The 13,772-nt window shown below is 63.9% G+C and carries 9 protein-coding genes and 1 tRNA gene; 6 read left to right on the plus strand and 4 right to left on the minus strand.

The genetic code is table 11. The features are described from left to right. Positions 1–14 precede the first annotated feature (14 nt). The 4 genes from A3OO_RS0117250 to pgeF all read left to right on the plus strand — a co-directional run bounded on the left by A3OO_RS0117250 (position 15) and on the right by pgeF (position 5,037). A complete protein-coding gene (locus A3OO_RS0117250; protein ID WP_018409105.1) occupies positions 15–2,222 on the plus strand; it encodes a 3-hydroxyacyl-CoA dehydrogenase NAD-binding domain-containing protein in 2,208 nt (735 codons plus the stop codon). Positions 2,223–2,342: 120 nt separating this feature from the next. Next, the gene (gene lgt / locus A3OO_RS0117255) at positions 2,343–3,167 is read left to right on the plus strand and encodes a prolipoprotein diacylglyceryl transferase (protein WP_018409106.1); all 825 of its coding nucleotides are present in this window, start codon (positions 2,343–2,345) and stop codon (positions 3,165–3,167) included. Beyond that, the gene (locus A3OO_RS0117260) at positions 3,164–4,246 is read left to right on the plus strand and encodes a class I SAM-dependent methyltransferase (protein ID WP_018409107.1); all 1,083 of its coding nucleotides are present in this window, start codon (positions 3,164–3,166) and stop codon (positions 4,244–4,246) included. The genes lgt and A3OO_RS0117260 overlap by 4 nt, the downstream gene beginning before the upstream one ends. Before the next feature lie 11 nt (positions 4,247–4,257). After that, positions 4,258–5,037 (plus strand): peptidoglycan editing factor PgeF, encoded by a 780-nt coding sequence (gene pgeF / locus A3OO_RS0117265; protein ID WP_018409108.1) that lies wholly within the window; start codon positions 4,258–4,260, stop codon positions 5,035–5,037. A gap of 301 nt (positions 5,038–5,338) precedes the next feature. Here the strand turns inward: pgeF and A3OO_RS0117270 are convergent, their stop codons facing one another. Beyond that, a complete protein-coding gene (locus A3OO_RS0117270; RefSeq protein ID WP_018409109.1) occupies positions 5,339–6,340 on the minus strand; it encodes a TonB family protein in 1,002 nt (333 codons plus the stop codon). 215 nt (positions 6,341–6,555) lie between these two features. Between A3OO_RS0117270 and A3OO_RS0117275 the strand changes: the two genes are divergently transcribed. Further along, positions 6,556–8,223, plus strand: a complete 1,668-nt coding sequence (locus A3OO_RS0117275) for a multicopper oxidase family protein (RefSeq protein WP_018409110.1) — start codon at positions 6,556–6,558, stop codon at positions 8,221–8,223. 134 nt (positions 8,224–8,357) lie between these two features. On the opposite strand, the gene A3OO_RS0117280 is transcribed toward A3OO_RS0117275, so the two are convergent. The 3 genes from A3OO_RS0117280 to A3OO_RS0117295 form a co-directional block, all read right to left on the minus strand. Beyond that, positions 8,358–9,278, minus strand: a complete 921-nt coding sequence (locus A3OO_RS0117280; RefSeq protein ID WP_018409111.1) for a Spy/CpxP family protein refolding chaperone — start codon at positions 9,276–9,278, stop codon at positions 8,358–8,360. Between the two features lie 248 nt (positions 9,279–9,526). Then, positions 9,527–13,063, minus strand: a complete 3,537-nt coding sequence (gene mfd, locus A3OO_RS0117290) for a transcription-repair coupling factor (protein ID WP_018409113.1) — start codon at positions 13,061–13,063, stop codon at positions 9,527–9,529. Further along, positions 13,060–13,332, minus strand: coding sequence for an FAD assembly factor SdhE (locus A3OO_RS0117295; RefSeq protein ID WP_018409114.1), 273 nt, complete (start codon positions 13,330–13,332; stop codon positions 13,060–13,062). The genes mfd and A3OO_RS0117295 overlap by 4 nt, the downstream gene beginning before the upstream one ends. A 200-nt stretch (positions 13,333–13,532) precedes the next feature. Here A3OO_RS0117295 and A3OO_RS0117300 point away from each other — a divergent pair. Next, positions 13,533–13,609, plus strand: a tRNA-Asp gene (locus tag A3OO_RS0117300). Positions 13,610–13,772 lie beyond the last annotated feature (163 nt).

Genomic DNA, 13,772 nt, shown 5'->3' on the forward strand with positions numbered 1-13,772 from the left:
TCGGAGACGAAAAAATGAACCTCGTCAATTTCCGCTTCGAGACCGGCGCCGACGGCGTCGCGGTTGCGACCTGGGACATGCCCGAGCGCACGATGAACGTCATCACGCCAGAGGTGATGGACGAGCTGGAGCAGCTCATCGACACGGTGGTCGCCGCGCCCGACGTCAAAGGCTGCGTGATCGCGTCAGGCAAGAGCGCCTTCTCCGGCGGCGCCGATCTTTCCATGCTGCAGCATGGCGCCGCGCAATACGCCAGGGCGCTCAAGGAGCAGGGCGAAGACGCGGCGAACAAGCATTTCTTCGAATTTTCGCGCCGACTTTCGCTGCTCTATCGCAAGTTGGAAACATGCGGCAAACCTTTCGCCGTCGCCATTCACGGCGTCTGTCTTGGCGGCGCCTTCGAACTTGCGCTCGCCTGCCATTATCGCGTCATGGCCGATGACGAGAAAACCAAAGTCGGCCTGCCTGAAATAAAAGTCGGGCTCTTTCCGGGCGCCGGCGGCACGCAGCGCGTGTCACGCATCATGCAGACGGGCGACGCGCTGCAATTCCTGTTCAGGGGCGATCAGATCAAGCCGAGAGCCGCGCTCGGCGCCAAGCTCGTGCATGAAATCGCGCCAAAGTCCGAGATCGTCGAGCGCGCCCGCGCCTTTATCGTCAACGGCGGCAAAGCGCAGGCGCCTTGGGACGCGAAGGAGTTCAAGACTCCGTCCGGCAGGGTGTTCTCGCCGACCGGCATGATGATCTGGCCCGCCGCCAATGCGATCTATCGCCGCGAGACCTACGACAATTATCCCGCCGCCAAGGCCATTCTGCACGCCGTCTATGAAGGGCTGCAATTGCCGATGGATCAGGCGCTGACCGTCGAGTCGCGCTGGTTCGCGCATATCCTGCGCTCGAAGGAGGCGGCGGCGATGATCCGCTCGCTGTTTCTCTCGAAGAACGAATTGGACAAGGGCGCACATCGACCAAAGGACGTCGGCCCCACCAATCTCAAGAAGATCGGCATTATCGGCGCGGGCTTCATGGGCGCGGGCGTCGGCTATATCAGCGCGCTGAACGGCCTCGACGTTATTCTCATCGACCGCGATCAGGAGAGCGCCGACAAGGGCGTGGCCACGATCGACAAGCTCATCTCGAGCTCCGTCAGCAAGGGCCGCGCCACCGCCGCCGACAAGGATTCGCTGATGGCGCGCGTCGTCGCCACCGCCGATTATGCCGCGCTCAAAGGCTGCGATCTCGTGGTCGAAGCCGTATTCGAGGATCGCGCGGTCAAGGCGGATGTCACCAAGCGCGCGCAGGAGGTTGTGGGCGCCGACGTGATCTTCGCCTCGAACACCTCGACGCTGCCGATTACGTCGCTCGCAGAAACCACGCAGAAGCCCGAGAACTTCATCGGCATCCATTTCTTCTCGCCCGTCGAGAAGATGCTGCTCGTCGAAGTGATCATGGGCGAGAAAACGAGCGATCGCGCGCTGGCGACGGCGCTCGACTTCGTCCGCATCATCAAGAAGACGCCGATCGTCGTCAACGACTCGCGTGGCTTCTTCGCCAATCGCTGCGTGCTCAATTATGTTCGCGAAGGGCAGATCATGCTCGTCAACGGCGTGCCGCCGGCGATGATCGAGAATGTCGCCCGCATGGCCGGAATGCCGGTCGGGCCATTGTCGCTCAACGACGAAGTCGCGCTCGATCTCGGATGGAAAATCCTGCAGGCGACGAAGAAGGACCTCGGCGAAGGCTCCGTCGATCCCGCGCAAGAACGCGTGCTGCGCTTCATGGTCGAGGAAAACAGCCGCTTCGGCCGCAAGAACGGCAAGGGCTTCTACGACTATCACGCCAATGGAACGAAAAGCCTCTGGCCCGGTCTCTCGGCCCTGGCGCAAAAGGAGCTCGATCCCGATACGCTCGACGTCGCCGAAATGAAGCAGCGCTTTCTCGTCACGCAGGCGGTCGAGGCGGCGCGCGCCATGGCGGAGGGCGTCGTCACCGATCCGCGTGAGGCCGACGTCGGCTCCATTCTCGGCTTCGGCTTCGCGCCCTTCACGGGCGGCGTCATCTCCTACATCGACGCCATGGGCGCGAAGGCCTTTGTCGCGCTGTGCGACAAGCTCGCCGCGACATACGGCAAGCGTTTCGAGCCGCCGCAACTGCTGCGCGACATGGCGGCGAAGGGCGAAACTTTTTACGGACGGTTCATGCCGCAGAAAATGGCGGCGTAATCTGCGTCGCGCGCGCGTTTTGAAGCGCTTCAGACCGGACATGACATCCGCAGGGCCGACGGGTAAAAGACAGGCTGGGCGTGTAGGTTCGAAACGCGCGCCCGCGCCCGGACCTGGTTAATGCCGATTTTTGTGCTTCCCTTTCCAGTGATCGATCCTGTCGCCGTCAACATCGGGCCCGTGCCGCTGCGGTGGTATGCGCTCGCCTATATCGGCGGCTTCATCTTCGGCTGGCTCGGCTTGCGCGCGCTCGCCGCAAACGACGCGCTCTGGAGACGCGGCCAACCGCGACCAAGCCGAGAGTCTCTCGATGATCTTCTCGTCTTCGTCGCCTTCGGCGTCGTCATCGGCGGTCGCCTCGGACATGTGCTGATCTACGATCCGGGCTTTTACCTCGCGCACCCATTGGAAATTTTCCAGACATGGAAGGGCGGCATGGCCTTCCACGGCGGCCTCGTCGGGGCGACCATCGGCATGGTCCTTTACGCGCGTCGCAGCGGCGTGCCGCTGCTCACCGTGAGCGACATTTGCGCGGTGGTGGCGCCGATCGGACTTTTCTTCGGCCGCCTCGCCAATTTCATCAAGCCCGAGATGTGGGGGCGCGAAACCGACGTTCCCTGGGCGATGGTCTTTCCCAGCGCGGGCGACGTGCCGCGCCATCCCAGCCAGCTTTATGAGGCGGGGCTTGAAGGCGTGGCGCTGGGCCTGCTGTTGTGGCTCGCCGCGCGTCACGGCGCGCTCAAACACCCGGGTCTCGCCACCGGCCTTTTTGGCGTCGGCTACGGACTGGCGCGCATTTTCTGCGAGTTTTTTCGTGAACCCGATCCGGTGCAGGAAGCGCTGCCCAATGGATTAACCATGGGCATGGTCCTTTCGGCGCCGCTTGTTTTGGTTGGCGCCGCGGCGATCCTGTTCGCGCTGCGCCCAAGGAGCGCGACGGCATGAGCGCCTTAAAGAGAGAGATCGTCGAGACGATCGCTCATGACGGTCCGATGACGCTCGAGCGCTACATGTCGCTCTGTCTGACGCATCCGCGCTACGGCTATTACATGACGCGCGATCCATTCGGCGCGGGCGGCGATTTCGTCACCGCGCCGGAGATCAGCCAGATGTTCGGCGAATTGCTTGGCGTTTGGGTCACCGAAGCCTGGCGCGCCGCGGGCGCGCCGACTGAGGCAAGGCTTGTCGAACTCGGACCCGGCCGCGGCACGCTGATGTCGGACGTGCTGCGGGTGACGCCGATCGCGCCCAACTTCTTTTCCGCCGTCAGCGTGCATCTCGTCGAAACCAGTCCGGTTCTGCGCGAGACGCAACGCCAGACGCTGGCCAGGGCCGCAAAGCCGATCCAGTGGCATTTGGATTTTGCGGAAACGCCGCCCGGTCCGGCCTTCATCCTCGCCAATGAGTTTTTTGACGCCCTGCCCGTCAGGCACTTCGTCAAGACCGCCGGCGGCTGGCGCGAACAACTTGTCGGGCTCGACGCTCAAGGCGAACTCGCCTTCGGACTGTCCGATCAGATCGAGCTGACGCTCAATGTTCCGGCGCGCGAAGGATCGATCATAGAAGTCAGCGCCGCAAGCCAAAAGCTCATCGGCGACATCGCCACGCGCCTCGTCGCCGAGGGCGGCGCGCTGCTGCTCATTGACTATGGCTATGAGCAGACGTCGCTTGGCGAAAGTCTCCAGGCGGTGTCGCGCCACGCCTATGTCGATCCGCTCGCTACCCCGGGAGATGCGGATCTGACCGCGCACGTCGATTTCGCGGCTCTGGCGCGTGCCGCGCGCGCGCGCGGCGCCAAGGTGATGGGCCCGGTCACGCAAGCGCAATTTCTGCTGCAGCTTGGCATCGAACGCCGCGCCGAGACCTTGTCGAAAAAGGCGACGCCCGAACAGGCGCAGTCGATCATCGACGCCTTCGAACGTCTCGCCGGCGTGGACGATGCGCGCCATCAGATGGGCGGACTGTTCAAAGTTATGGCGGTGACCCATCCCGACATGCCCGACCTGCCGGGATTTTTCGTGTAACATCTGACGCGATGACGTTCGAAACGCCTGCGCTGACCGCGCGAAATCTCAGCCTGCCCGGCCTGCGCCACGCCTTTTTCACCCGCGACGGCGGCGTGTCCCAAGGCGTCTACGCCTCGCTCAATGGCGGCGTCGGCTCGCGCGACGCGCCGCCGCATGTCGAGGAGAATCGCGCCCGCATGGCGGCGCGTCTCGGCGTTGAGGCTGAGCGCCTGATGGTGCCGTTCCAGATCCATTCCGCGGAGGCGCGCGCCGTGCGCGAACCGTGGAGCGCCGACGCGCGGCCAAGATGCGACGGCGTGGTGACGGCGGAAGTCTCGCTCGCGCTCGGCGTCACTGGCGCCGACTGCGGCATGTTGCTTTTCGCCGACGCGAAGGCGGCCGTCATCGGCGCCTGCCACGCCGGCTGGAAGGGCGCGCTCGGCGGCGTCATCGAAGCGACCGTCAGAGAGATGGAGGCGCATGGCGCGCGCCGCGCTGACATCCATGTCGCGCTCGGCCCGGCGATCGGCGCGACGAGCTATGAAGTCGGGCCGGAATTCATCGATCAGTTTCGCGACGCCGACGCGTCCTTTTCGCGCTTTTTTACGCCGACGGCGCGCGAAGGCCATGCCACCTTCGATCTGCCGGGGTTCATCGCCTCACGCGTCGAGGCGCTGGACGTGGCCTCTTTCGAAGACCTCGGCGTCGACACTTATGCGGATGAAGCGCGCTGCTTCAGCTACCGCCGCAGCGTTCATCGCCGCGAGCCCGACTATGGGCGGCTCGTCTCGGCGATCGCGCTCGTCTGATGCGAATTCCGCCTGATCCGTTCGCTTGGGTCTTGTCATTCCCGGCAGGCCGAAGGCCTGACCGGGAATCCAGAGCCAATCCAGGAATGCTGGTCTTGCTCTGGATTCCCGATCGCTCGCTTCGCGAGCGTCGGGAATGACATCCGAGCCATTCGAACGGATGTCGTATGATGCGTGAATCGAGCGGTTCGCGCCTGACCGGGATCCCAGAGAGACGGAACACATCCTGGAATTGCTCGGGTTTTCCGATCGCGCACAAAGCGCGGATCGGAATGACATCCAAGTTCACCCTGCGACAGGTCTACTTTGTCGCGTAGCTGAAGATCATCGAGTGCGGCAGGCCGCGCGGCGGCGCGGGAAACGGCGCGGCGCGGCGCACGGCTGCAAGAGCGGCGGCGTCAAGATCGGGCGCGCCGCTCGGCTGGTGCACAGCCTGATGGGTGAGATTGCCCACCTCGTCGATGTAGAAGACAACCGCGCCCCTGCCTATCGCGCCGCTCCCGCGCACGCGCGGCGGAATACGCATGTGCGGCATGATGAGGCCGTAGAGAATCGTCAGATAGGTCGTCTTCGCATGGCCGCCGCCAACCGGCGAGAACTTGCGCGGCGCGGCGAGCTTGTAGTCGGGTATCGGCGCCAGCGCCGCAAGCTGATCGGCGATGGAGTTGGCCTCGCCTTTCTTCACCGACCCCTTTTCGTTCGGGTCGGGCTTTTCCTGCGGCTTCTTTTCGGGCGCGGCCTGCTCGATGATCTCGGCGTCGCTCTTGTCCTCGAGCGGCGTTTCCTTGGTCTCCTCCGGAGCCTTGGCCTTTCCGTCTTCGTCCTCGGCGTCCTTCATGCCCTGAGGCTTGTCGTCCTTGGGCGCGTCCTTCTCCTCCGCGTTCTTCGGCGTCTTGATGTCCTTCTCCTCCGGCGCGTTGACGTCGGACTTGGTCTTGCTCTCGGCCTCCGGGGCGTCGAAAGCCGGCTTTTCCTCTTCCACGGGCGGCGGAGGCGGCGGCGGCTTCTGCTGCTGTTTTTGCTGCTCCGGCGGCTTTTCCGGCTCGGGCGCAGGAGGCTCTTCCTGCTTCGGCGCGGGAGGCTCGGTGATCACCTCGACGGGAGTTTCCTCGACGATCCGCGGCGCTTCGCGGGCCGAGCGCCAGTCTTCCAAGAGCAAGAACGCCAGGACGCAGAGATGCGCCAGCAGGCACAGCAGCAGAAACATGAGGAAGCGCGGGCGCACCAAGAGCGCGCGGCGCCGCCGAAGGGCGTCCACGGCCAAGGTCGCGCTAAAGGCGCGTTGTCCGCTGCTGTCGTTCATTGGAATGGAAAGCCGCTCTCCAGCGCCGCCGCTGCTTGCATAATCGAACTGTGTCGGTGATCGGGGGGCGTCACTTTAAAATTATAGCCGCCTTTGGGCAAAAACGCGCCCCCGCAAAAACATGACGCCATTTGCCGCAGTTATCAATGCGCCGAGACCGCATATATAAGCAGTATCTAATTTAAGTGGCGCTCGAACGCCGCTCAGGGGGATGCATGAAACGCTTTAGGCTCTTGTCGCGCCGGGGATTTCTCATCGGCGCAGGCGCAGCGGCGACGATCGGCGCTCCGGCCTTGGGCCAGGGTCATGCGATGCGCCGGATTGCGCCGAACCGAGCGTCCGACGCTTTCACGCCGGATATTGAACTCGAATTAATCTGCAAGCGTGACGAAACCTCCATCTTGACGGGCAAGGCCACGCGAGTGTGGCGCTACGTCGGCAATCTGATCAAAGGTCCGCCGGATGCGCTGACGGCGCTGCCTGACGGATACCTCGGCCCCCTCCTGCGTTTCAAAAAGGGACAAAAGGTTCGCATTCGGCTTCGCAACGAATTGCCGGAGGAAACCATCACGCATTGGCACGGCCTGCATGTGCCGATGCTGATGGACGGCCATCCGACGGCGGCGTTGGATCCAGGCGAAACTTACGTCTACGAATTCGAGATCCGCAATCGCGCCGGGATGTATTTCTATCATCCGCACACGCACGAGAAGACAGCGACGCAAGTCTATCGCGGCCTGGCCGGCGCCATCATCGTCGAGGACGAGGAAGAGCGCGCGCTCGGACTGCCGTCCGGCGAATTCGAAATTCCGCTCGTCATCCAGGATCGCTCCTTCGACGGCGACAATCAGCTCGCCTACGGCGGCGACATGCATACAAGCATGTTCGGTTTTTATGGCGACCGCGTGCTCGTCAATGGACGAAGCGACTTCACGCTCGACGTTGCGAGCCGCGCTTATCGTCTGCGGATCCTCAACGGCTCGAATGCGCGCATCTACAAACTGTGCTGGGACGACCGGACTCCGTTGTCCGTGATCGGCGTCGACGGCGGTCTATTGGAGAAGGCGGAGACGCGGCCCTATGTGATGCTCGCGCCCGCCGAGCGCGTCGATCTCATCGTCGATTTCAGCGGACGTCCGCAAGGCGCGAAGCTGACGATGCTGAGCGGAGAATTCTACGGTCTGATTCCGCCGATGGCGCAGCGCATGATGGGAAGCGATCTCGCGATGGGCGAGGAATTCCCTTTACTTACGGCCAGGGTGACGAAAGCTTCAACCGATTCATGGAAACTACCGGAAAAGCTCTCGACGATACGGCGTTTTCGCAAGGAAGAGATCGCCAATCTCGACGATCCGATGCCGATCGCGATCACCATGGCGCATATGGCGATGTTCCTGAACGGACGCCCCTATGGCCACGACGACATCCAGCCACGCGAGCGCATCCCCGTCGACACGACGCAGCTCATCGAGATTTTCCATGAGCACGGCGGCATGGGCGGGATGGGCGGGATGGGCGGGATGGGCATGGGCGGGATGCAAGGTCGCGGCATGATGGGCGGCGGCATGATGCGCGGCCGCATGGGCGGCATGGGCATGGGCGGCATGGGAATGATGGGAATGATGTCGATGGCGCATCCCATCCACCTGCACGGCCAGCCTTTCGAGATTATCGAGCGCCGCTTCGAGGGCGACGAGGACGCCTACGCCTCGATCCGTGACGGCCTCATCGACAGCGGCCTAAAGGACACCGTGCTCGTCTCGCCGGGCGAGCGGCTGCGGATCATCAAGCCGTTCGGCGATTTCAAAGGGCGCTTCATGTATCACTGCCACAACCTCGAACATGAGGACGCTGGCATGATGCGCGAGTTCTCGGTGGAGTAGAGCGGCTCAAGACGCGCGGCCGCGAAGCGCATTCTCAAATCCAGAAGCCGTGTACCAAACTCAATCTTAAAAGCCGTCTATTCAAACGCACTCCCGGTCGGGCCTTCGGCCCGCCGGGAGCGATATTACGCCGACTAATGCTGCATGCCGCCCATGCCACCCATGCCGCCGCCGGAATGCGACATGCCGCCCATCATGCCGCCGCCCATGCCGCCCATCATGCCGCCGCCCATCATGTCGCCCATGGACATGCCGACCTTCATGATGCCGCTCAGCGTCTCATTTGCGGTCTTCTTCTGCTCATCGCTCAAACCGGTGAAGAGCGACTCGATCGCAGCCTTTTGCGCGCGCACGACCTCGAGATGGTCGACCATATGGTTCTCCATCATCGTGAGCTTGTTCAACACTTCCGGCTTGGAATGATCCATGCGCATGTCGGCGGCGTCGCATTTTTGCTTCGCCTTTTGCGCCGCGGCGCGCCATGCCTCGTCGAAGGCGCTCCAGGCGCCGGTTTGCGTCGCCGTCAGTTTCAACTCCGCCTTGAGATAGGCGAGGCGCCCATCGACATGTTCGGCGAAGCCGCAGACCATTTTGTTCATCATCCCGCCGCCGGCATGCGACATGCCGCTCATGCCGTCGCCGGCCTTGCCGCCGTCCTTGCCGCCGCCGTGGCTCATGCCCGACATGCCGCCCATCATGCCGCCGCCCATGCCGCCCATGCCGCCGCTCTGGCCCATGCCCGACATGCCGCCGTGATGGCCTGCATGACCTTCGTCGGCCTTGCCCGCTTCGCTCTTCTGCTCGTCGGCCTTGCCGGATTCAGCGCCGCCTGATTGCGCCTTGCCGGGGTCCGCCCATTGCGCCGGGGTATCGGCGCCGCCATGGTCCATTTTGCCATGCTCCATGGCGCCATGGTCCATCTTGTTATGGTCCATGCCGCCGTGTTCGGCGCCGCCCTGCTGCGCCTGCGCCACCGAGACTCCGGCTGCGAGAAGCAAAGCGGCGGCGCTCGCCGCAAGCAATTTTCCCCGCGAGGCTTGTTTTCGCGTCGTCATGGCGCCCTCCCTTGAAATGTTTGTCGCGATCGCTCCTGTCGTCGCTGGCGCGACGAATCATTGGTGGAGTTTCGCGCATGTTGAGCGCCTAACCGAGCATCAGGCGCCGTTGAACGTCTGCAACTTTGTCACAGATCAAGCCGTGAGGCGATGGGCGAATCGTCACGCAGTCGCATGAATTTCGAAAGCGATTTTTCTGAACAAATCCCGCGACGCAAAAAACCGCCGCTGGGTTGCGGCGCAAAAACTCATGCGGCTTTCTTCTCCGCGATCTCGACGAGCGCGCGCAGAATTCGGCGCGTGCCGGCGAGCCGCTGTTTCGTGTTCTCGAACTCGCGGATGAACACCACGCGCATGTCGGGACGCACCTTGGCGCTTGACCGCTGCTCCGCGACATAACGCACGAGTCCGGCGGGATTGGCGAATTTGTCTTCGCGGAACGCGACGATGACGCCCTTGGGGCCGGCGTCGATCTTCTCGACATGCGCCCGCCGGCAGAGCGCCTTGATCGCGACGATCTCGAGCAACTGTTCCACTTCCGGCGGGATCGGGCCGAAACGGTCGATCATCTCGGCGGCGAACGCTTCGATGTCTTGGTCCGTTTCGAGCGTCGACAGACGGCGATAGAGCTGCAGGCGCAGCGTGAGGTCTGCGACGTAATCTTCCGGTATCGTCACCGGCGCGCCGATCGCGATCGTCGGCGACCAGGCTTCCTCCTGGGGCTCCTCGATTCCAGCTTTCAACAGCGTGATCGCGTCGGCGAGCATCTGCTGATACAGCTCGTAGCCCACCTCCCTGATATGTCCCGACTGCTCGTCGCCAAGCAGATTGCCGGCGCCGCGAATGTCGAGATCGTGACTGGCGAGTTGGAAGCCCGCGCCAAGCGTATCGAGCGACTGCAGCACGTCCAGACGCTTTTGCGCCTGAGGCGTGATCGCGCGGGTGGCGGGGGTCGTGAACAGTGCGTAGGCGCGCAATTTGGCGCGGCCGACGCGGCCACGCAGCTGATAGAGCTGCGCGAGGCCGAACATATCGGCGCGCCAGACGATCAGCGTATTGGCGCGTGGGATGTCCAGGCCCGACTCGACGATCGTCGTTGACAGCAGAATGTCGAATTTGCCCTCGCAGAAGGCCGACATCTTGTCCTCGAGTTCGCTCGCGCTCATCTGCCCATGCGCCAGGACGAATTTCGACTCAGGCACGTTTTCGCGCAGAAACGCCGCGGCCTCCTCCAGGTCCTCGATGCGCGGACAGACGAAGAAGGCCTGGCCGCCGCGATAGCGCTCGCGCAGCAGCGCTTCGCGCACAATAAGCGAATCGAAGGGCGAGACGAAGCTGCGCACCGCCAGCCGGTCGACCGGCGGCGTGGCGATGATCGAAAGCTCACGCACGCCCGTCATCGCGAGCTGCAGCGTGCGCGGTATCGGCGTCGCCGAGAGCGTCAGAACATGCACCTCGGCGCGCAATTCTTTCAGCCGCTCCTTATGGCCGACGCCGAAATGCTGCTCCTCGTCGATGATGACGAGTCCAAGATCCTTAAAGCTCACCGTCTTGCCGAGCACGGCATGCGTGCCGATTAAAATCTCGATGCGGCCTTCGGCGAGGTCTTTCTTCGTCTCGCGCGTTTCCGCGGCGCCCACCATGCGCGACAATCGTCCGATGCGTACCGGCAGGCCCGCAAATCGCTCGCTGAAGGTCTTGTAGTGCTGGCGCGCAAGCAAGGTGGTCGGCGCGACGACGGCCACCTGCTTGCCATTGATGGCGGCGCAGAAGGCGGCGCGCAGCGCGACCTCGGTCTTGCCAAACCCAACGTCGCCGCAAACCAGTCGGTCCATCGGCCGGCCGGCGGCGAGATCATCGAGCGTCGCATCAATGGCGGCGAGCTGATCCTCGGTTTCGTCATAAGGAAAGCGCGCGCAGAATTCGTCGTAGAGTCCTTCCGGCGGGGCGAGCTTCGGCGCCTCGCGCAGCTGCCGCTGCGCCGCGATCTCGATGAGCCCTTTCGCCATTTCGCGGATGCGATTCTTCATCCGCGACTTGCGCGACTGCCAGCCGGCGCCGCCAAGCCGATCGAGCTGCGCTTCGGCGTCCTCGCCGCCATAGCGCGTCAAGAGTTCGATGTTTTCGACCGGCAGATAGAGCTTGTCGCCGCCAGCGTAGTGGAGCTCGAGGCAATCATGGGGCGCGCCGGCGGCGGAGATCGTCTCGAGGCCGATAAAACGGCCGATGCCGTGATCGACATGCACGACGAGATCGCCGGCCGCGAGCGCGGCGACTTCGCCGAGAAGATTTTCGTTGGGTTTGCGTTTGCGGCGTCGACGAACGAAGCGATCGCCAAGAATGTCCTGCTCGCCTAGAACCGCGTAGGCATCCGTTTCGAAGCCGTGTTCGATCCCGAGAACGGCTATGGAGACGGCCTTCGACAACGCCTGCGGAAGCGACGCGACGCGCGGCAAGTCGGGCAAGCCGTGTTCCGCGAGCACATGGCCGAGCCGCTCGCAGGAGCCCTCGGACCAGCCGGTGACGACGACCGTTCTGCCCGCGTCGCGCAGCGCCTCGACATGGTCGGCGGCCGCCTGGAAGACATTGACGTCGGGCGTGTTGCGCTCGGGCGCAAAGTCGCGGCCGGGCCGCGCGCCGCAGTCAATGACTTTCTCGCCGTCATGCGCCGCGAAAGGCGTGAATTGCGCCGCCGCGCGTCCCTCGATGGCTGCGCGCCATTCCTCAAGCGACAGATAGAGCGCGCGCGGTTCGAGCGGCTTATAGTTTGAGGCGGCGGGATCGAGATCATGCGCATGTTTGCGCGCGTCGTAATAATCCTCGATCTGCTTGACGCGCTCCGCCGCCGCATCCTCGACAAGCGGATCGAGTAAGACAGGGGCCTCGCCCAGATAGTCGAAGAGCGTATCCATCCGCTCGTAGAAGAGCGGCAGCCAATGCTCCATGCCATGGAAGCGCCGGCCTTCGCTGACGGCCTCATAAAGGGCGTCGCCGCGCGTCTGCCCGCCAAAGCGCGCGGCGTAGGACTGCCGGAAGCGGCGCATCGTCTCGCTCGTCAGCCGCAATTCGCTCATCGGCGTCAGGTCGAGCGAACGGAGCTGCCCCGTGGCGCGCTGCGTATCGGGATCGAACGAGCGGATCGACTCGAGCGTTTCGCCAAAGAAATCGAGACGGATCGGGGCCGGCAGCCCCGGCGGATAAAGATCGACAATGCCGCCGCGCTGCGCGTATTCGCCGGTCTCGCGCACGGTGCTGGCGCGCAGATAGCCGTTCGACTCGAGCCAAAGCGCCAGTTCGTCGAGCTTCACGACATTGCCCGGCGCGGCGGCGAAGCTTTCCGCGGCGACCATCCTCTGCGGCGGAACGCGCTGCAACAGGCAATCGACGGTGGTCGTGACGACGCGCGGACGTTCGGATGAGGATTTTGCCCGTGTCAGACGCGAAAGCGCCGTCATGCGCCGCGCCACGACGCCCGCGTGCGGCGACACGCGATCGTAAGGCTGGCAGTCCCATCCCGGAATGTCGAGGATTTCGACGTCGGGATTGGCGAAACGCAAGGCGGTGCGAAAGGCCGCCGACCGCGCGCCGTCGCGCGCGACATGCACGAAGACCGCCGCATGTCCTTCGGACTCGCGTGCGAGCGCGCGCGCAAGATCGGCGCTGACGAAAGCGTCGAAGCCGTCCGGCGCATGGGCGAAAATCAGCCTTTCGCCTTTGACGAGGCCGTTGCGCGCCGCGTGAAGTCCCGCCGCCGCTTTCTTGAGCTTTGTCGCGGCGGCGCTCAATGGATCGGCCCGTCATGTGTGTGGAAGGCGATGATCTGCCGCAGAAGCGGCGTGTCGCGCTCGGCTGGAGGCTGTTCAGCCCCCGAGAGCCACCGGAACACCGCGGCGTCCGGCAGGTCGAGCAGAGCCTCGAGTTCGTCAAGCGCCTGCGCGGGAAGCGTCTCGACGCGCGCGTCGACGAAGCCTCCCAATAGGATGTCCATCTCGCGCATGCCTCGCCGCCAGGCGCGCACCCGGATACGCCGCCTGCGCATGTCGTCGTCCAACATCTGTCTCCTTATATGGCGCGAGGCTTAATGCAGGCGCAAAGGAAAGGCAAAGGAAGGTCAGGGAAGGACGCCGAGCAGCAGGGGCGCTCGCACAGCTTGTCCGCCCCTGCGGCGGCTCGTCTAAGGCTTCGCGTTCGCGAAGTTCCTTGACCTCAAGATGCGGCTGCGCTATCTGGCGCCTCTCGCGTGCGCGCGCTCGCGGGGGAGTAGCTCAGTTGGTTAGAGCGCCGGCCTGTCACGCCGGAGGTCGCGGGTTCAAGTCCCGTCTCTCTCGCCAAAACTTCCATAGAGCATAGAGAAACCTCGCACATCGCCAGTTCGGCGCTTTTGCGATCGTTTCAATTCAGCGCGCTTTGTTCTGATCGCTCGCTCACGCAGCGCACGCCGTCACGGGCCGCTCGATTTGCACGTTTCCACACCGCGCCCGGCGAGCTTTAACC

This window comes from Methylocystis rosea SV97, from assembly GCF_000372845.1.
Lineage (GTDB): Bacteria > Pseudomonadota > Alphaproteobacteria > Rhizobiales > Beijerinckiaceae > Methylocystis > Methylocystis rosea.

What these genes read in the sequence shown, in the direction of transcription:
- A3OO_RS0117280 (WP_018409111.1), bottom strand. Translation starts at nt 9,278, where the DNA reads ATGACGACGCGAAAACAAGCCTCGCGGGGAAAATTGCTTGCGGCGAGC.
- A3OO_RS0117270 (WP_018409109.1), bottom strand. Translation starts at nt 6,340, where the DNA reads ATGAACGACAGCAGCGGACAACGCGCCTTTAGCGCGACCTTGGCCGTG.
- A3OO_RS0117275 (WP_018409110.1), top strand. Translation starts at nt 6,556, where the DNA reads ATGAAACGCTTTAGGCTCTTGTCGCGCCGGGGATTTCTCATCGGCGCA.
- A3OO_RS0117260 (WP_018409107.1), top strand. Translation starts at nt 3,164, where the DNA reads ATGAGCGCCTTAAAGAGAGAGATCGTCGAGACGATCGCTCATGACGGT.
- A3OO_RS0117295 (WP_018409114.1), bottom strand. Translation starts at nt 13,332, where the DNA reads ATGTTGGACGACGACATGCGCAGGCGGCGTATCCGGGTGCGCGCCTGG.
- pgeF (WP_018409108.1), top strand. Translation starts at nt 4,258, where the DNA reads ATGACGTTCGAAACGCCTGCGCTGACCGCGCGAAATCTCAGCCTGCCC.
- lgt (WP_018409106.1), top strand. Translation starts at nt 2,343, where the DNA reads ATGCCGATTTTTGTGCTTCCCTTTCCAGTGATCGATCCTGTCGCCGTC.
- A3OO_RS0117250 (WP_018409105.1), top strand. Translation starts at nt 15, where the DNA reads ATGAACCTCGTCAATTTCCGCTTCGAGACCGGCGCCGACGGCGTCGCG.